The organism is Streptomyces sp. MNU89 (assembly GCF_020982505.1).
In the GTDB taxonomy this organism is placed as follows: Bacteria; Actinomycetota; Actinomycetes; order Streptomycetales; family Streptomycetaceae; genus Streptomyces; species Streptomyces xinghaiensis.
The window spans coordinates 6,454,116-6,471,401 of sequence record NZ_JAJKLL010000001.1 but is presented as its reverse complement, the minus strand read 5'-3'; the positions used below and the strand labels follow the sequence as shown (position 1 = coordinate 6,471,401).

Sequence of the window (17,286 nt, the reverse complement as noted above, 5' to 3'; positions counted from 1 at the left end):
GCGGTGCCGGCGGCGGACGCGGGGGCACGCCGCGCCGCCGCGTCGCGGAGGGCGTTGAGCTTCCGCTCCGTCAGGTCGTAGCGGGCCAGCATCGGGAGGCTGAGCAGCAGGAGCAGGGCGGGGAGGGTGCCGAAGCCGGTGACGATCGCGGTGAGCGCCGAGGCGGGCTGCTCCACGCGGTGGCCGGCGTCGGAGGAGACGAAGCCGCCCGCCGCCAGGACGAGCCCGTAGAGCCCGGGGCCGAGGGCGAGGCCCAGGGTCTCCCCCGCCGTCCAGAGGCCGGTGAAGAGGCCCGCCCGGCGGCGGCCGCTGGTGAAGGCGTCGGCGGCGATGGCGTCGCCCAGCATGGCCAGCGGCAGCATCTGCATGCCCGCGTAGCCGGCGCCGGCCAGGGCGACGGCCGCGTAGACCGCGCCGGCGGGCAGTTCGCGGGCGAAGGCGGCCGTCGCGGCCCCGGCCAGGAAGCAGCCGGAGGCGGCGAGGGCCGCGGAGCGTTTGCCGGTGCGGCGTCCCACGGTCAGCCAGAGCGGCATCGCGAGCAGCGAGGGCACGATCAGGCAGGCGAAGAGGACGCTGGTGGCGGAGGGCCGGTGGAGGATGTACGTGGCGAAGTACTGGGTGCCGGCCAGCATCAGCCCCGTGGCGGCGGCCTGGGTGACGAAGGCGGCGAGCAGCCGGGCGAAGGGCCGGTTGCCGCGGGCGGCCCGGAGTTGCTCCAGGAGGCCGGGTTCACTCGTCACCCGCAGCACGGCGGGCGCGCGCGCCGTCGCGGCGAAGGCGGCCAGCATCCCGGCGCAGAGCAGGGCGCCGATGACGACCCCCATGAGCCGGTAGCCGCCCGGCGAGCCGTGGTCGTCACCGGAGGCACCGGCCAGCAGCGGCGCCACCGCGCCGGAGAGCAGGATGGCGGCGCCGAGGAAGGCGACCCGCCAGCTCATCACGCGGGCGCGCTCGTCCGGGTCGGTGGTGAGCTCCGCCGGGAGGGCCACGTACGGGACCTGGAAGCAGGCATAGCCGGTGGCGGTCAGCAGGAAGAGCACCGCGACGTAGGCGGCGGCCCAGCCGCGCTCCAGGTCCGGGGCGGCGAACATGGCGGCGAAGCAGAGCGGCATGGTGAGCGCGCCCAGCAGCATCCAGGGGCGGCGCGGGCCCCAGCGGTGCGCGGTGCGGTCGGACAGGCTGCCGATCCACGGGTTGAGCAGGACGTCCCATGCCTTGGGCAGGAAGACGAGCAGCCCGGCGAGGCCGGCGGTGACGCCGAGGATGTCGGTGAGGTAGTAGAGCAGCAGCAGGCCCGGAACGGTGCCGAAGGTTCCGGTGGCGAAGGACCCGAGGCCGTAGCCGATCCTGATCCGGGCGGCGAGCGGGGCCTCACCGGCGGCCGGGCCGGTCGCCCGCGCGGCGGTGGCGTGGCCGGCGCCCGGCGGCGCGGACTTGTCGTGATCATGCTCGGGCATGCGGTGAACCTAGAACACGTCACAGAAACGCACCAGGCCCGCGGCGCAAGTCCGTTCGACTTCGCGCCGCGGGCCCGGTGCGGCCCCGCGCTGTGTGCGGCTGCGCGCCGGCGTGCGACGGCGTGCGCCGGGGTGCCCGGTGCCGGGCCGGTCAGGCCCGGCGGAGCCCCGGCTTCAGCTCCTTGAAGCGGCCCAGCAGTCCGTTGACGAAGGACGGCGAGTCGTCGGTGGAGAACTCCTTGGCGAGCTGCACCACCTCGTCGATGACCACCGCGTCCGGTGTCTCGTCCTCCCAGATCAGCTCGTACGCGCCCAGCCGCAGCAGGCAGCGGTCGACGACGGGCATCCGGTCGAGGGTCCAGCCGACGGAGTAGGTGCCGATCAGTTCGTCGATGTGGCGCTCGTGCTCGGCGTACCCCTCGACCAGCTGCATGGTGTACTCGTTGACCGGCGGCTGCCGGTCGTCGGTCCGGGCGTGCCGCAGCCAGTCCGCGAGCACCGTGCGCACGGGCACCCCGCGCTGGTCGGACTCGAAGAGGATCTGGAAGGCACGCTTACGGGCCTTGGTGCGGGCAGCCACGGTTAGCCAGTCACCCGGCCGAGGTACTCGCCGGAGCGGGTGTCGACCTTGATCTTCTCGCCGCTGGTGATGAAGAGCGGCACGCCGATCTCGTAACCCGTCTCCAGCTTCGCGGGCTTGGAACCGCCGGTGGAACGGTCGCCCTGCACACCCGGCTCGGTGTACTCGATCGTCAGCTCGACGGCGGCGGGCAGCTCGATGTAGAGCGGGCTGCCCTCGTACATCGCCACGACGGCGTCGAAGCCCTCCAGGAGGTAGTTGGCGGCGTCGCCGACCGTCTCCGGGGAGATGTAGATCTGGTCGAAGGTCTCCGAGTCCATGAAGACGAAGTCGTCGCCGTCCTTGTACGAGAACTGCATCCCGCGCTTGTCGACGCTGGCCGTCTCGACCTTCACCCCGGCGTTGAAGGTCTTGTCGACCGTCTTGCCGGAGAGCACGTTCTTCAGCTTGGTGCGGACGAAGGCGGGGCCCTTGCCGGGCTTGACGTGCTGGAACTCGACGACGGACCAGAGCTGGCCGCCTTCGAGCTTGAGCACCATGCCGTTCTTGAGGTCGTTCGTGGATGCCACGGTTGCGGTGTCTCCTGGACTGAAGCTGATGGAACCAAGGGCGTTGCGCAGGCTACAGCGGCCACGGCACCGACGGCGAATACGAACGCGCGGCCGCCGGGCACGGCTACAGGGCGAGCAGTTCCTTGGTCGTGATGGTGAGTAGCTCGGGTCCGCCGTCCGCCTCGGGGCGGACGACGAGCGTGTCGTCGATCCGGACACCGCCCCGGCCCGGGAGGTGGACCCCCGGTCCGACGGTGACCGGCACACAAGCGTCCAGTTTACCCATGGCTGTCGGGGAGAGTTCGGGGTCCTCGTGGATTTCCAGCCCCACCCCGTGCCCCGTCCGCCGCTGCGGCCCGCCGCCGTGCCCGGCCGCCTCCAGGACCTGCCGGGCGGCCCGGTCCACCGCGCGGTACTCCACGGTGGGCGCCAGGGCCTCCCGGCCCGCCCGCTGCGCCGCGAAGACCACCTCGTACAGCTCGATCTGCCAGCGGGCCGGCGAGGTGCCGATGACGAAGGTGCGCCCCAGCTCGCAGTGGTAGCCGCGGTAGTCGGCGCCCAGGCAGACGCTGAGGAAGTCACCCTCCTCCACCCGCCGGTCCGACGGAGGATGGCCGGGAACACCGGAGTTGGGGCCGGTTCCCACCGAGGTGGGGAACGCCGGGCCGTCCGCGCCGTGGTCGACGAGGCGGCGCTCCAGCTCCAGCGCCAGATGGCGTTCGGTGCGGCCGACGAGGATCGACTCCAGCAGCTCGCCCAGGGCCTGGTCGGCGATCTCCGCCGCGATCCGCAGGCAGGCGATCTCCTCCTCGTCCTTCACCAGCCGCTGCTGCTCGACGGCTCGGGAGAGGTCGGTCAGGCGGACGTGCGGGGCGGCCGCGCCGAGGGCCCGGTGCCGGGTGACGGAGAGGTCGTGCTCCTCGACGGCCAGCAGCTCCGCGCCCGCCGAGGTGGCGAGGCCGGCGGCGGCCGCCGCGGCGTCGGCGGTGCCCGCGGGCAGCACCCGCACCCGCAGATCGCCGGCCACCTGCCCCTCGGCGAGGTCCCCGCTCGGCGGGCGCGGGCAGAGAAGGACGTCGCCGACCGGGCCGGCCGGGCCGCCGGGCCCCAGCAGCAGGGCCGCGCCGGCCGGTGCCGCGCCGGCGAGATAGCGGATGTTGGCGGGGCGCGAGACGAGGACGGCAGCCTCACCGGCTGCCGCGCACCGGTCGCGCAGCTGTGAGCGGCGGGCCGCGTGCACCTCTGACATGTTCCGACCTTATGAGCGCGCCCGGGGCCCGGCCCCCCGAACGCGTCCGGACGGGGGGCACCGGGGGCGGCGCACGGGGTGACGCCCGGCGCGCGGCGTCAGAACTGCGGAGGGCTGGCCAGGCTGCGGCTGATGGCGTCGTCCAGGGCGCGGGCCGTGGTGGCCACGTCGTACTGCGAGTTGTCGATGATCGGCAGCCCGGAGCCGTACCAGCCGGCCATCCGGCCGTGGATGCGGGCGACCTCCTCGTCGGTCAGCCGGCGGGTGCCGCTGCGCGCGGCGTTCCGCTCCAGGACGATCTCCAGTCCGGGCAACAGCACCACCGGCACCAGACCGGGCCCGACATGGCGCTTCCAGCCGCCGAGGCCGATGGCCGGGCGGTCCGGGAAGACGGCGTCGTCGAGGATGCAGGAGATGCCGTTGGCCAGGAAGTTGCGGGCCGCGAAGCCGCAGGTGCGGCGGGCCAGCCGGTACTGCGCCTCGGAGTGGTCGTTCCATCCCGAGCGCGGGTCGGCGAAGCCGGAGCGGACCCACTCGCGGACGTCGTCCAGGCTGATGTGCGCGGTCGGCACCCGCCGGCTGTCCGCCCAGTGCCGGGCGACCGTCGTCTTGCCCGCGCCGGCCGGGCCTATCAGCAGCACCGCCACGGCGGCGTGCGCCGCGTCGGGCGTCGCCGTGCCCGGCCCGGTGCCGGGCGCGGGGACGGGAGCCCCGGCGGGCAGCCGCAGATGCCCGGTGGCGTCCCCGGAGGGCGGGGCGTGGTGCCCCGACTGGCCCGGGGCGCCGTGCGGCCCGGCGGGCGGGGCCTGGTGCGGCGGCGGGCGGCGGGCCGCGGGTACGGCGGGCGGGCGGCGGCTGCTGGTGGTGGTGGGGTGGGCCGGAGGGCGGCTGCTGGTGCGGGGCCTGCGGCTGCCCGGCGGGGCCTGCGGCGGCCGGTGCCCCGGCGGCGCCTGTCCCGGCGGGCCCGGCGGCACCGGGGCCCGGCCGGGCGGCACCGGACCGCGCTGGTGTCCCGGATGCCCCGGAGGGCCGCCCTGCGCCCAGGAGGGGTGGACCGGGCCGTGGGGCGGTGGCAGCGGAGCCCCCGTCGCGTGCTGCATCCGCTGAGTCTCCGTCTCGTGCGGGCGGACTGGCCGGTGTTCGATCCCGTTGTGGGACCGAACGCCATCGAACGGTACCGTCCCCGGCCGTGTCCGCAGAACGGCCGGGGAGGGCGGAACGTGCCCGGTCAGCCGGTCGCGGCGTCGGCCAGGGCGCGCAGTGCCAGCCGGTAGGAACCGAGGCCGAAGCCCGCGACGGTCCCGGAGGCGACCGCCGCGATGACCGAGGTGTGCCGGAACTCCTCCCGTGCGTACGGGTTGGAGATGTGCACCTCGATCAGCGGCGCGGTGCGCTGCGCGGCGGCGTCCCGCATGCCGTACGAGTAGTGCGTGAAGGCGCCCGGGTTGATCACGACGGGGACGCGCCCGTCGGCCGCCTCGTGCAGCCAGCGGATCATCTCGCCCTCGTCGTTGGTCTCCCGCACGTCGACCGTGAAGCCGAGTTCGGCGCCGAGGCGGGTGCACTCCTCGACCAGCCCGGCGTAGCTGGTCGAGCCGTAGACGTCCGGCTCGCGCGAGCCCAGCCGGCCGAGGTTGGGGCCGTTGAGCACCAGGACGTGCCGTGGTCCGGCGGTCATGAGGAGACCTCCCCGTAGGCGGCCAGCAGCAGGGACGGGTCCGGGCCCTCCAGGACGGTGGGCTTGGCGAGGCCGTCGAGGACGATGAAGCGCAGCAGGTCGCCGCGGGACTTCTTGTCGACCTTCATGGTCTCCAGCAGCCGGGGCCACTGGTCGCCGCGGTAGGAGACGGGCAGGCCGAGGGATTCCAGCACGGTTCGGTGCCGGTCGGCGGTGGCGTCGTCCAGCCGCCCGGCGAGGCGGCCGAGTTCGGCGGCGAAGACCATGCCGATGGAGACGGCCGCGCCGTGCCGCCAGTTGTAGCGCTCGTTCTTCTCGATGGCGTGGCCGAGGGTGTGGCCGTAGTTGAGGATCTCCCGCAGGCCCGACTCCTTCAGGTCGGAGGAGACCACCTCGGCCTTGACCCGGATGGACCGCTCGATCAGCTCGGCGGTGTGCCGTCCCTCCGGCCGGCGGGCCTCCTCCGGGTCGCTCTCGATCAGGTCGAGGATGACCGGGTCGGCGATGAAGCCGGCCTTGACGACCTCGGCGAGTCCGCTGACGTAGTCGTTGACGGAGAGCGAGCCGAGGCTGGCGAGGTCGCAGAGGACGCCGGCGGGCGGGTGGAAGGCGCCGACGAGGTTCTTGCCCTCCGCGGTGTTGATGCCGGTCTTGCCGCCGACGGCCGCGTCGACCATGCCGAGGACGGTGGTGGGCACCGCGACCCAGCGGACGCCGCGCAGCCAGCTGGCGGCGACGAAGCCCGCGAGGTCTGTGGTGGCGCCGCCGCCGACGCCGACGATCACGTCGGAGCGGGTGAAGCCGGTCTGGCCGAGCGCCTTCCAGCAGTAGGCGGCGACCTCGGCGGTCTTGGCCTCCTCGGCGTTGGGCACCTGGATCGCGATGGCCTCGTAGCCCTGGTCCGCGAGGTCCGCGCGGAGCGCCTCGCCGGTGGTCTCCAGGGCCTCGGGGTGGATGACGGCCACCCGCTTGGCCCGCGGTCCGATCAGCGAGGGCAGCTCGCCGAGCAGCCGCCGGCCGACGAGCACGGTGTACGGGTCGGTGCCGGCGGTGCCGCCGACCTCGATGGCGATGGGGGTATCCGTCATGCCTGCCTCAGTTCGAGTGCGTCGAGGACCGCCTCGGCGACGTCCTCCGGGCTGCGTCCGTCGGTGGTCACGACGGCGCGGGCGGCCTCCGTGTACAGCGGGCGGCGCTGCTCCATCAGGGCGCGCCACTGCTGGCGGGGGTTGACGGCCAGCAGCGGGCGCGGGGCGTCGAGGCCGACGCGCTTCACGGCGTCCGCGAGGCCGACGTCGAGGAAGACGACCGGCAGCCCGGTCAGCAGCTTCCTCGTCTCCTGGTCCATGATCGCGCCGCCGCCGAGGGAGAGCACGCCGGGGTGTTCCGCGACGGCGTCCCGGACGGCCTGCCGTTCCAGGGCGCGGAAGCGCGGTTCGCCGTCCTCGAAGAAGATCTCCGGGATCGGCTTGCCCGCGATCCGCTCGATGTCGCTGTCGGTGTCCCGGTAGCCGGTGCCGAGCCGCTCGGCGAGGAGCGCGCCGACGGTGGACTTGCCGGAGCCGGGCGGGCCGATCAGCACGGCGACGGGGCCGGGCCCGGGCCCGCCGTCCCGGTGCGTGCCCGTCCCCGTCACCGGATGGCCAGGGCGTCGAGGAAGGAGCGGACGTTGCGCCGGGTCTCGGGGACGCTGTCGCCGCCGAACTTCTCCGCCACCGCGTCCGCCAGGACGAGCGCGACCATGGCCTCGGCCACGATGCCCGCCGCGGGCACGGCGCAGACGTCGGAGCGCTGGTGGTGGGCCTTGGTGGCCTCGCCGGTGACGACGTCGACGGTGGCCAGGGCGCGCGGCACGGTCGCGATGGGCTTCATCGCGGCCCGTACGCGCAGCAGTTCGCCGGTGGAGAGCCCGCCCTCGGTGCCGCCGGAGCGGCCGGAGGTGCGGCGGATGCCCTCCTCGGTGGAGACGATCTCGTCATGGGCCTGCGAGCCGGGCACCCGGGCGAGGTCGAAGCCGTCGCCGACCTCCACGCCCTTGATGGCCTGAATGCCCATCAGGGCTCCGGCGAGGCGGGCGTCCAGCCGGCGGTCCCAGTGGACGTGCGAGCCCAGGCCGACCGGGACGCCGTAGGCCAGCACCTCGACGACGCCGCCGAGGGTGTCGCCGTCCTTGTGGGCCTGGTCGATCTCGGCGACCATCGCCTCGCTCGCCTCCGGGTCGAGGCAGCGCACCGGGTCGGCGTCCAGCCGCTCCACGTCCGAGGGCTGGGGCAGCACCCCGTACGGGGCCTTGGCCGCGGCCAGTTCGACCACATGGGAGACGATCTCGATGCCGGCCGTCTCCTTGAGGTAGGAGCGGGCGACGGCGCCGAGCGCCACGCGGGCGGCGGTCTCCCGGGCGGAGGCGCGCTCCAGGATCGGCCGGGCCTCGTCGAAGCCGTACTTCTGCATCCCCGCGAGGTCGGCGTGGCCGGGGCGGGGGCGGGTCAGCGGGGCGTTGCGGGCCAGTTCGGCGAGGACGGCCGGGTCCACCGGGTCGGCGGCCATGACCTGCTCCCACTTGGGCCACTCGGTGTTGCCCACCATGATCGCGACCGGGGAGCCGAGGGTCAGTCCGTGCCGGACGCCGCCGAGGAAGGTCACCTCGTCCCGCTCGAACTTCATCCGGGCGCCCCGGCCGTAGCCGAGCCGCCGCCGGGCCAGGGCGTCCGCCACCGTGTCCGTGGTGACGGGCACGCCCGCGGGCAGCCCTTCCAGCGTCGCGACCAGTGCGGGGCCGTGCGACTCCCCCGCGGTCAGCCAGCGCAACCTGCTCAACGGTGCTCCTCATGCTCGCGCCCTGTCTGCGGCGGCACGGCCGGGTGCGCGGCCCCGGCCCGCCGCCGTCGATCCTCCCATGCCGGGGGGCGGGGACCGGGTGCCGGTCCGCCAAACGGACAGCCGTATCAGTTCCTGGTACGCGCGGCGCGGGTGACGCGGTCAGCCCGCGGCGGGCTCCCGGGCGCTCCGGGCGGCGAGCGCGGCCTCTCCGGCGGCGCGCATGGCCGCCAGCGGCGCCGGGGCGCGCCCCGTCATCAGCTCCACCTGGAGCACCGCCTGGTGGACGAGGAGGTCGAGACCGCCGACGACGGCCCCGCCGCGCGCGGACCAGGCCGCGGCGAGCCGGGTCGGCCACGGCTCGTAGAGCACGTCGAAGAGGGTGCCGGGGCGCTCCGGGACGGCACCGGCGAGATGGTCGGTGGCACCGGCGGGGGTGGTGGCGACGACCAGCGGGGCGTCGAACGCCTCGGCGGCGGCGTCCCAGTCCGCGGTGGTCACGGCCACCCCCAGCCGCTCGCCCCAGCCGCGCATCTCGGCCGCCCGGCTCTCGCTGCGGACATAGGCCGTGACCTCCCCGGAGCAGATCCGGGAGAGCGCGGCGAGGGCGGAGGAGGCGGTGGCTCCGGCGCCGAGGACCGCGGCCCGCCCGACCCGCTCGACTCCGCGTTCGCGGAGGGCCTCGACGATGCCGGGGATGTCGGTGTTCTCGCCGGTGCGGCGCCCGCCGCCGGCGAACACGACGGTGTTGACGGCCTCCACCGAGGCGGCGGTGTCGCTGATCCCGTCCAGCAGCGGGATGACCGCGCGCTTGAGCGGCATGGTCAGCGACAGGCCCGCCCAGGAGTCGTCCAGGCTCCCGAGGAAGGCGGGCAAGGCGGCCTCGTCCGCCTCGAAGCGGTCGTAGCGCCAGTCGTCGAGCCCGAGAGCGGCGTACGCGGCGCGGTGCAGCACCGGGGAGAGCGAGTGCCCGATGGGCTTGCCCAGGACGGCGGCGCGGCGCGGGCTCCCGGCGGTGCCGTCCGCCCCCGTGCTCATGGCCGCGGCCGTCGCCGGGACCTCTGCTGTGCTCATCTCAGCCCTTGTTCTTCTGGTTCGCGTTGAACTCCTCCACGAGCTTCTCGTGCTCCTCGTGGGTCTCCGCGAACTTGGTGTTCTCCCCGTCGACGCCGACGAAGTAGTACCAGTCGCCGGGCTCCGGGTCGATCGCGGCCTTCAGCGCCTCGGCGCCGGGGTTGCCGATCGGGCCGGGCGGCAGGCCGCGGTAGAAGTAGGTGTTGTACGGGTGGTCGGTGGTCCGGATCTCCTTGATCCCGATGTTGATCTCGCTCTGGCCCTTCAGGTAGTTGAAGGCCGAGTCGAATTCGATCTTCCCGTAGGTCTCGGTGTTGTCCGGGTCGAGGCGGTTGTAGACGACCCGGGCCATCTTGCTGAAGTCGTCACTGGTCTTGCCCTCGGCCTGGACGAGGCTGGCGACGGTGACGAGTTGGAGCGGCGAGTCGAGTTCCAGCTTCTCGGCGTTGGCCTCGACGTCGAGCTTCTCGTACTCGGCCGTGGCGCGGGCGACCATCTTCTTCAGGACGTCCTCGGGCTTCGCGTCCTCGCCCACGTCGTAGCGCGCCGGATAGAGGAAGCCCTCCAGCGGGTCCATTATCTTCGCGTCGTCGTCGGCCCAGTCGGGCAGTCCGAGCTTCGCGGCCTGCTTCTCCGCGGTCTTCTCGGTGGTTCCGGCCTTCAGTTCGAGCCGTTTGTCGATGGTCGCGTAGACCTGCGCGTTGCGCATGCCCTCGGGGATGATGAGCGCGTTGCGGCTCTCCGGGGAGAGCATCCAGTCGACGGCCGCCTCGCCCGACATCTCCTTCTTCATCGCGTAGACGCCGGGCTGGATGGAGAGGCCCTTGGGGTTCTCGCCCGCGGCGTCGACGAACGCCTGGGCGCTCTTCACCACCCCGGCGCCCTTGAGGATGCGGCCCATCTCACCGGTGCCGGCGCCCTGCGGGATCTCGACCTGGACGGAGCCGGAGCCTTCGCCGGCGAAGTCCGGCGCCGGGCCGAAGTGGGTCTGGTAGAAGTCGTACGCGAACCAGCCGCCGGCCGCGACTCCGCCGCCGAGCACGACGGCGACGAAGAGGCACGCCATGCCGCTGCGGCGCTTCTTGGGCCGGCCGCGGCGGCCGTCGCCGTCGTCACCGTTCCCGCCGTCGTCCTCGTCGTCGAACCCGTCGTCGTGGCCGCCGGGTTCGTCGTAGCCGTCACCGCGCCGGGCGGGGCGGTCCTCGCGGGCGGCACCGCGGCCCCGGCGGCGGCCGGGGGCGTTGTCCGGCTCGTCGGCGAAGAAGGCGTGCCCGGGACCGTCGTCCTCCTGCTGCCAGCTCTCGGACTGCGGCTCCTCGGGTGCGGGCCGGTGGCGCGGCTGCGGTCCGGTGCCCGGGTCGGGGTGCCGCCGGCCCTGCTCCGGATGCCCGTGCGGGTGGCCCCCGCCGTATGGTCCGGGGCCCTGGCCGGGCTGCGGGGGGCCCTGCGGTGGCTGCTGCCCGCCCTGCTGCGGGTACGGACGGCCGTACGGATCGGTGGGCTGCTGCCCGTACGGGTCGCCGTGCCCGGCAGCCGCGGTGTAGCCCTGGCCGGTGTCCTGCGGGCCACCGCCCCAGCCGTACTGCTGTCCGCCCTGCTGGGGCTGGGGGTACCCCTGCTGCTGCGGATATCCGTGCTGCTGTCCGCCCTGGGGGTAGCCCTGCTGCTGCCCGCCCTGCTGGGGGTAGTCCTGCTGCGGGTAGCCCTGCTGGGGGTGACCCTGCTGCGGGTGGCCCTGGCCCGGGTACGGCTGACCCGGGTACGGCGCGCCCTGGGCGTCCCACTGCGGCTGCTGCTGGTACTGCTCGGGATACTGCGGCGGCTGCTCTCCGTGGGGAGACCGGCCGTCCGCGGTCGGCTGCCCGTCCCAGCCCCGGTCCCCGTAGAGCGGGTCCTCGGGATGCCACGGTTCGGAACCTCGGCCCCGGCCATACTCAGTCATCGGTCTCCCGGCCAACACGAGGCGGCTCCCGGTGCGCGCGTGGGGAGCGCAGTGGGCCGGTCCGCCTCATTCCGCTTGTATGCGACGGTGTTCGGGTCGCACTTTCGCGCGAACGTTACCGTATCGCGATCAGATGACCAGTTCGACGGTCTCGCCCGGAGGAGCGCCCGACACCCTTTCGGCCTCCAGCGCGTTCTGCAGGATGACCACGGCCGCGGCCTGGTCCACCACCGAGCGACCCTTGCGGGAGTTCACACCGGAGGCCCGCAGGCTCTGTGCCGCCGTGATCGTACTCATACGCTCATCGACCAGTCGCACCGGGACCGGCCGCACGATCGTGGCGAGTTGCCGGGCGAAGGCTCTGACCTTGGCCGCGGCCGGGCCCTCCGTCCCCTTGAGGGAGCGGGGCAGCCCGACCACGACCTCGATCGGCTCGTACTCGGCGACGATCGCCGCCAGCCGCCGGTGGGCGGCCGGGACATCGCGTCCCGGCACGGTCTCCACCGGGGTGGCGAGGATCCCGTCGGGGTCGCACGAGGCGACCCCGATCCGGGCATCCCCGACGTCGACGGCGATTCTCCGCCCGCGCCGGAGCGCCCGGTTCCCGTCTGTCATACCGTCAGGCCTTCTCGGCGACGAGCCGCTCGACGGCGGCCACGGCCTCGTCGATGGCGGCCGGGTTCTGCCCGCCCCCCTGGGCGACGTCGTCCTTGCCGCCTCCGCCGCCGCCGAGGGTCTTGGCGGCGGTGCGGACCAGCTCGCCGGCCTTGATGCCGCGCTCGCGGGCGGCCTCGTTGGTGGCGATCACGGTCAGCGGACGGTCCTTGACCACGGTGAACAGGGCCACCACGGCGGGCCGGCCGCCCTGGATCCGCCCGCGCACGTCAAGGACGAGCTTGCGCAGGTCGTCGGCGCCGGTGCCGTCCGGGACCCGCCCGGCGGCCAGCGCGACACCCCGGACGTCCTTGGCGCCGGCGGCCAGGCCGGCGGCGGCCTGCAGCACCTTCTCGGCGCGGAAGCGCTCGATCTCCTTCTCGGCGTCCTTGAGCTTGGCGAGCATCCCGGAGATCTTCTCCGGCAGCTCCTCCGGGCGGCCCTTCACCAGCTGGGTGAGCTGGGAGACGACCGTGTGCTCGCGGGCGAGGAACTGGTAGGCGTCCACGCCGACCAGCGCCTCGACCCGGCGCACGCCGGAGCCGATGGAGGACTCCCCGAGAAGCTTGACCAGGCCCAGCTGGGCGGTGTTGTGGACGTGCGTGCCGCCGCACAGCTCCTTGGAGAAGTCCCCGATGGTGACCACGCGCACCCGGTCGCCGTACTTCTCGCCGAACTCGGCGATGGCGCCCTGCTGCTTGGCCTCGTCCATCGACATCACCTCGGCGGTGACGTCGAGTTCGCGGGCCAGCACCTCGTTGATCTTCTGCTCGACATCGGTGAGGACCGTGCCGGGGACGGCGGTCGGCGAGCCGAAGTCGAAGCGGAAGCGGCCGGGGGCGTTCTCCGAGCCGGCCTGGGCGGCGGTCGGGCCGAGGGCGTCGCGCAGCGCCTGGTGGGTGAGGTGGGTGGCGCTGTGGGCGCGGGCGATGGAGCGGCGGCGGATCACGTCGATCACGGCGTGGGCGGCGGCGCCGAGCGTGACCTCACCGACCTGGACGACGCCCTTGTGCACGCTGACGCCGGGCACGGGCTGCTGCACGTCGCGGACCTCGACGACGGCCCCGGTGTCGAGCCGGATCCGGCCGGTGTCGGCCTGCTGGCCGCCGCCCTCGGCGTAGAAGGGGGTGCGGTCGAGGACGACCTCGACCTCGTCGCCCTCCTGCGCGGCGGGCGAGGGCACGCCGTCCACCAGCAGGCCGACGACGGTCGACTCGCCCTCGGTGTCGGTGTAGCCGGTGAAGACGGTGGTACCGGCGCGGTCGGCCACCTCACGGTAGGAGGAGACGTCGGCGTGGCCGGTCTTCTTGGCGCGGGCGTCGGCCTTGGCGCGCTCCCGCTGCTCCTTCATCAGCCGGCGGAAGCCCTCCTCGTCCACGGAGAGGCCCTGCTCGGCGGCCATCTCCAGGGTGAGGTCGATCGGGAAGCCCCAGGTGTCGTGGAGCAGGAAGGCCTTGTCGCCGGGGAGGACGGTCCGCCCGGCGCTCCTGGTCTCGGAGACGGCGGTGTCGAGGATGTTGGTGCCGGCCTTGAGGGTCTTGAGGAAGGCGGCCTCCTCGGCGAGCGCGACGGTCTCGATGCGCTTGCGGTCGGTGATCAGCTCCGGGTACTGCTCGCCCATGGACCCGATGACGGTGTCCACGAGTTCGCCGACGACCGGCCCGGTGGCCCCGAGCAGCCGCATGTTGCGGATGGCGCGGCGCATGATGCGGCGCAGCACGTAGCCGCGGCCCTCGTTGCCGGGGGTGACGCCGTCGCCGATGAGCATCACGGAGGTGCGCAGGTGGTCGGCGACCACGCGCAGCGAGACGTCGGAGCCCTGGGCGGCGCCGTAGCGGACGCCGGTGAGCTCGGTGGCCTTGTCCATGACGACGCGGAGGGTGTCCGTCTCGTACATGTTGCGGACGCCCTGGAGGATCATCGCCAGCCGCTCCATGCCCAGGCCGGTGTCGATGTTCTTGCTGGGCAGCTCGCCGAGGATCGGGAAGTCCGTCTTGCCCGTGCCCTCGCCGCGCTCGTACTGCATGAAGACCAGGTTCCAGATCTCCACGTAGCGCTCGTCGTTGACGGCCGGGCCGCCCTCCTCGCCGAACTCCGGGCCGCGGTCGTAGTTGATCTCCGAGCAGGGGCCGCAGGGGCCGGGGACGCCCATGGACCAGTAGTTGTGCTCCTTGCCCAGGCGCTGGATGCGCTCGGCGGGCACGCCGATCACCTCGCGCCAGATGCGCTCGGCCTCGTCGTCCTCCTCGTAGACCGTGATCCAGAGCTTCTCCGGGTCGAGGCCGTAACCGCCGTGCTCGACGGAGCCGGTGAGCAGCTCCCAGGCGAGCTTGATGGCGCCTTCCTTGAAATAGTCGCCGAAGGAGAAGTTGCCGCACATCTGGAAGAAGGTGCCGTGCCGGGTGGTCTTGCCGACCTCTTCGATGTCCGGGGTGCGGACGCACTTCTGGACGCTGGCGGCGCGCGGGTACGGCGGCTTGACCTCACCGAGGAAGTACGGCTTGAAGGGCACCATGCCCGCGGGGACCAGCAGCAGCGTCGGGTCGTCCGCGATCAGCGACGCCGACGGGACGACGGTGTGCCCCCGCTCCTCGAAGAAGCTCAGCCAGCGGCGGCGGATTTCAGCCGACTCCATCAGTGGTCCTCATTCCGGTTGTTCGGGTTGGTCGGGCCCAGCGCGGCCGGACGGCGCGGCGGGGGCAGTTGCCGGGGGCCTTCCTGGGCGGCGATGCCCAGGGCGTCGTTGAGTTCGAGTTCGCGCTGCGCCATGCCGGCCTTGACGTCGAGGGCGAAGTCCTTGAGGCGGTGGCCCGCCTCGACGGCCTTGTCGGCGGCCTGCGCCACCAGGCTCTCCGGGGTGAGCCGCTTCAGCGTGCGGTTGACCTTGGTGGTGGCCCACACACCGGTGGCAGCGCCTGCGGTGAACCAGAACATACGGCGGAACATCGGTCAGCCTCTCCCTCGCCGGTCGCCCCGGCCGCCCTTGCGGGCCGGGGGCACCGCGCGACTCCTGATCACGGTGCGGCGCTGCCCCTGCGGCGCGCCCTTGCGTCCGATTGCCCTGCGGACCCCGTAGCCGAACGCGGCAACCTTCACCAGCGGGCCACCGAAGGTCGAGGCGACGGTCGAGGAGAGCGCCGAGGCGTTGGAGGTGACCTCCTCAACGTCGGACGCGATGGCGTCGACCCTGCTGAGCTGGGTCTGCGCGGAGCGGACGGTCTCGGAGGCCTCGCCCAGCAGCGGGACGGCGTGCTCGGTGACGTCCGCCACCAGCCGGGTGGCCGCTCTGAGCACCTGGGCCAGCCTGACCAGCACCACGGCCAGGAAGGACACCAGAATCGCCCAGAAGACGGCTACGAGAATCCCGGCCACTTCTCCACCGGACACCTTGGCACCGCTCCCTCAGACGACATGCAACCCGGATGCGCCCCGGGAGGTTACCGGCCCCGGCCGGGGCCCGCGCGCCGGGCGGCGGGCCGGGCGGTCCGGTCCGCCGGGCGGTCCGGCCTGTTCGTCGGCGCGGGACCTGGCAGAAGCCTAGCGTCTCGCGCCGACGGCCCCGTACCCGATTTGCCGTGGCGCCGGAAGGCCCGTCCGGGCCGGAACGCGGACCGCCGTCTCCCTTTGGGTGTGAACGGGGAGACGGCGGATTCCGCCCGGCGGCCGCGCCCGCGAGAGGCGATACGTTTTCGCGGGCGCCGGCCGGCGTGAGCGGGCTCAGCGGGCGTCAGCGGGCGTAGTACTCGACGACGAGCTGCTCGTCGCAGATGACCGGGATCTCCTTGCGGTTGGGGTCCCGGTCCAGGCGGAAGGCCAGCGCCTGGAGGTTGACCTCCAGGTAGCGCGGGGTCTCGCCGTCGGTGTCGTAGCCGCCCTCGCGGGCGACCAGGAAGGGGTGCTTGGTGCGGCTGCGCTCGCGGACCTGCACCACGTCGTCCGGGCGGACCCGGAAGGACGGCTTGTCGACCTTCCGGTCGTTGACCTGGATGTGGCCGTGGACCACCATCTGGCGGGCCTGGTAGATCGTGCGGGCCAGGCCCGACCGCAGGACGAGCGCGTCCAGACGGCGCTCCAGCTCGACGATGAGGGCTTCGCCCGTCTTGCCCTCGACCTTCCGAGCGCGGTCGTAGGCACGGGCCATCTGGCGCTCGCTGATGTCGTACTGGGCGCGCAGACGCTGCTTCTCCAGCAGCCGGACCTTGTAGTCACTGTTCTGCTTGCGGCCACGGCCGTGCTCGCCCGGGGGGTACGGGCGGGCCTCGAAGTACTTGACGGCCTTCGGCGTCAGGGCGATGCCGAGGGCACGCGACTTCTTGACCTTGGGACGCGACTGGTTCACGGGGAAACACCCTCCATGTAAGTTAGGTGAGGCTTACCTTATCGGAGGAGAACGCATGTTTCGACCTGGGAGCCCCATGCCCGGCTCCGGCCGTCCCACGGAATCCGTGCCGGCCCCTGCCGGGACGACGGGTCAGCCGCGCCCCTGGGAAGACGCCCGGCAGCCGACGGCAGCCGAACGCGTACGTACCCTCGCGGAGTCGAACGCCTCCGCCGTGCTGACCATTCCGGGCACGGACTCGGGCGGTTGGGGCGCCGGTGCGCCCTCGGCACGCGCCGTCACGGCGGACGGGGACGTGCTGCTGCTGATGCCTGGGGACTCCCCCGCGGCTCGCGCCGCGGCCCACGCACAGGACGACGAGCTCACCGCCCTCATCGAGATCTCGGACGTCGCGCCCGTCGCCGTACCCCATCGTATCCGGGGCCGGGCATGGCTCGGCGGCTGGCTGACCCCGCTCCGGGGCCGGGAACGGGCCGGGGGGCTGGCGCTGCTCGCCCGCAGGCACCCGGGGGCCGTCCCGGCCGGCGGCGGTGATCCGGGCACCCGGGCGGTGCTGCGGCTGGAGGTCGGCGAGGCCGCGGTGGACGACCTCTGGGGCGCGGAACCCGTCGAACCGGACGCCTTCGCGGCCGCCGCGGCCGACCCCCTCGCAGGTCAAGAGGCGGAAATCCTCCAGCACTTGGCCACCGCGCACGGTGACGCGCTGCGCGGGCTGTGCGGGCTGCTCGGCGAACGGGCCGACCGGGTCTGCGGCGCGCGCGGCCGGGGCGTACCGCTCTCGCTGGACCGCTTCGGGCTGCGCGTCCGCTTCACGGAGGGCGGCGAGCCGGTCTTCGACGCCCGCTTCGACTTCCCCGAACCGGTGAGGGACGTCACAGAACTCCGCCGCGCGCTGGGGGCGCTGTTCACCGCGGCGGACGGGGACCGGTGAGGGCCCGCGCCGCA

16 protein-coding genes and 1 pseudogene are annotated in these 17,286 nt (G+C 73.6%); 1 reads left to right on the top strand and 16 read right to left on the bottom strand.

The window, feature by feature from the left end; genetic code table 11:
- Window positions 1-125: 125 nt before the first annotated feature.
- The 16 genes and pseudogenes from E4N63_RS27760 to rpsD form a co-directional block, all read right to left on the bottom strand.
- Window positions 126-1,457 (bottom strand): annotated as a pseudogene (locus E4N63_RS27760) (MFS transporter); the annotation flags it as partial.
- Between the two features lie 151 nt (window positions 1,458-1,608).
- Window positions 1,609-2,037, bottom strand: a complete 429-nt coding sequence (nusB, locus tag E4N63_RS27755; protein ID WP_019708727.1) for a transcription antitermination factor NusB — start codon at window positions 2,035-2,037, stop codon at window positions 1,609-1,611.
- Between the two features lie 2 nt (window positions 2,038-2,039).
- Entirely contained in the window at window positions 2,040-2,606 is a 567-nt protein-coding gene (efp, locus tag E4N63_RS27750) for an elongation factor P (protein WP_125626476.1), read from the bottom strand.
- A gap of 106 nt (window positions 2,607-2,712) precedes the next feature.
- Complete coding sequence (locus tag E4N63_RS27745; protein ID WP_230241954.1) at window positions 2,713-3,837, bottom strand: M24 family metallopeptidase; 1,125 nt, start codon at window positions 3,835-3,837, stop codon at window positions 2,713-2,715.
- 98 nt (window positions 3,838-3,935) lie between these two features.
- Window positions 3,936-4,937 (bottom strand): AAA family ATPase, encoded by a 1,002-nt coding sequence (locus E4N63_RS27740; protein ID WP_230241953.1) that lies wholly within the window; start codon window positions 4,935-4,937, stop codon window positions 3,936-3,938.
- Window positions 4,938-5,065: 128 nt separating this feature from the next.
- Window positions 5,066-5,515 carry a type II 3-dehydroquinate dehydratase gene (aroQ, locus tag E4N63_RS27735; RefSeq protein WP_030541946.1) on the bottom strand — a complete coding sequence of 150 codons (450 nt, stop codon included), beginning with the start codon at window positions 5,513-5,515 and terminating at the stop codon, window positions 5,066-5,068.
- Entirely contained in the window at window positions 5,512-6,603 is a 1,092-nt protein-coding gene (aroB, locus tag E4N63_RS27730) for a 3-dehydroquinate synthase (protein WP_230241952.1), read from the bottom strand. The genes aroQ and aroB overlap by 4 nt, the downstream gene beginning before the upstream one ends.
- Window positions 6,600-7,151 carry a shikimate kinase gene (locus tag E4N63_RS27725; protein ID WP_125623760.1) on the bottom strand — a complete coding sequence of 184 codons (552 nt, stop codon included), beginning with the start codon at window positions 7,149-7,151 and terminating at the stop codon, window positions 6,600-6,602. Before E4N63_RS27725 ends, aroB begins: the two co-directional genes overlap by 4 nt.
- Window positions 7,148-8,332 carry a chorismate synthase gene (gene aroC, locus E4N63_RS27720; protein ID WP_125623761.1) on the bottom strand — a complete coding sequence of 395 codons (1,185 nt, stop codon included), beginning with the start codon at window positions 8,330-8,332 and terminating at the stop codon, window positions 7,148-7,150. The genes E4N63_RS27725 and aroC overlap by 4 nt, the downstream gene beginning before the upstream one ends.
- A 162-nt stretch (window positions 8,333-8,494) precedes the next feature.
- Complete coding sequence (locus tag E4N63_RS27715) at window positions 8,495-9,370, bottom strand: shikimate dehydrogenase (RefSeq protein WP_125623782.1); 876 nt, start codon at window positions 9,368-9,370, stop codon at window positions 8,495-8,497.
- A gap of 37 nt (window positions 9,371-9,407) precedes the next feature.
- A complete protein-coding gene (gene mltG / locus E4N63_RS27710) occupies window positions 9,408-11,348 on the bottom strand; it encodes an endolytic transglycosylase MltG (protein ID WP_230241951.1) in 1,941 nt (646 codons plus the stop codon).
- Between the two features lie 129 nt (window positions 11,349-11,477).
- Entirely contained in the window at window positions 11,478-11,963 is a 486-nt protein-coding gene (gene ruvX, locus E4N63_RS27705; RefSeq protein ID WP_125623763.1) for a Holliday junction resolvase RuvX, read from the bottom strand.
- Between the two features lie 4 nt (window positions 11,964-11,967).
- Window positions 11,968-14,637, bottom strand: coding sequence for an alanine--tRNA ligase (gene alaS, locus E4N63_RS27700; protein WP_230241950.1), 2,670 nt, complete (start codon window positions 14,635-14,637; stop codon window positions 11,968-11,970).
- Window positions 14,637-14,948 (bottom strand): DUF6167 family protein, encoded by a 312-nt coding sequence (locus tag E4N63_RS27695; protein WP_230241949.1) that lies wholly within the window; start codon window positions 14,946-14,948, stop codon window positions 14,637-14,639. The genes alaS and E4N63_RS27695 overlap by 1 nt, the downstream gene beginning before the upstream one ends.
- Window positions 14,949-14,951: 3 nt before the next feature.
- Window positions 14,952-15,389, bottom strand: a complete 438-nt coding sequence (locus E4N63_RS27690; RefSeq protein ID WP_125623766.1) for a DUF948 domain-containing protein — start codon at window positions 15,387-15,389, stop codon at window positions 14,952-14,954.
- Between the two features lie 340 nt (window positions 15,390-15,729).
- Complete coding sequence (gene rpsD / locus E4N63_RS27685) at window positions 15,730-16,341, bottom strand: 30S ribosomal protein S4 (protein WP_019708740.1); 612 nt, start codon at window positions 16,339-16,341, stop codon at window positions 15,730-15,732.
- A 55-nt stretch (window positions 16,342-16,396) separates the two neighbouring features.
- On the opposite strand from rpsD, the gene E4N63_RS27680 reads away from it, so the two are divergent.
- Complete coding sequence (locus tag E4N63_RS27680; RefSeq protein WP_230241948.1) at window positions 16,397-17,272, top strand: DUF2470 domain-containing protein; 876 nt, start codon at window positions 16,397-16,399, stop codon at window positions 17,270-17,272.
- Window positions 17,273-17,286 lie beyond the last annotated feature (14 nt).

Bases quoted from the DNA above. Each gene is read 5' to 3' on its own strand.
- E4N63_RS27695 (WP_230241949.1), bottom strand. From the start codon at position 14,948: ATGTTCCGCCGTATGTTCTGGTTCACCGCAGGCGCTGCCACCGGTGTG.
- alaS (WP_230241950.1), bottom strand. From the start codon at position 14,637: ATGGAGTCGGCTGAAATCCGCCGCCGCTGGCTGAGCTTCTTCGAGGAG.
- E4N63_RS27740 (WP_230241953.1), bottom strand. From the start codon at position 4,937: ATGCAGCACGCGACGGGGGCTCCGCTGCCACCGCCCCACGGCCCGGTC.
- ruvX (WP_125623763.1), bottom strand. From the start codon at position 11,963: ATGACAGACGGGAACCGGGCGCTCCGGCGCGGGCGGAGAATCGCCGTC.
- E4N63_RS27680 (WP_230241948.1), top strand. From the start codon at position 16,397: ATGTTTCGACCTGGGAGCCCCATGCCCGGCTCCGGCCGTCCCACGGAA.
- aroB (WP_230241952.1), bottom strand. From the start codon at position 6,603: ATGACGGATACCCCCATCGCCATCGAGGTCGGCGGCACCGCCGGCACC.
- E4N63_RS27715 (WP_125623782.1), bottom strand. From the start codon at position 9,370: ATGAGCACGGGGGCGGACGGCACCGCCGGGAGCCCGCGCCGCGCCGCC.
- E4N63_RS27745 (WP_230241954.1), bottom strand. From the start codon at position 3,837: ATGTCAGAGGTGCACGCGGCCCGCCGCTCACAGCTGCGCGACCGGTGC.
- mltG (WP_230241951.1), bottom strand. From the start codon at position 11,348: ATGACTGAGTATGGCCGGGGCCGAGGTTCCGAACCGTGGCATCCCGAG.
- aroQ (WP_030541946.1), bottom strand. From the start codon at position 5,515: ATGACCGCCGGACCACGGCACGTCCTGGTGCTCAACGGCCCCAACCTC.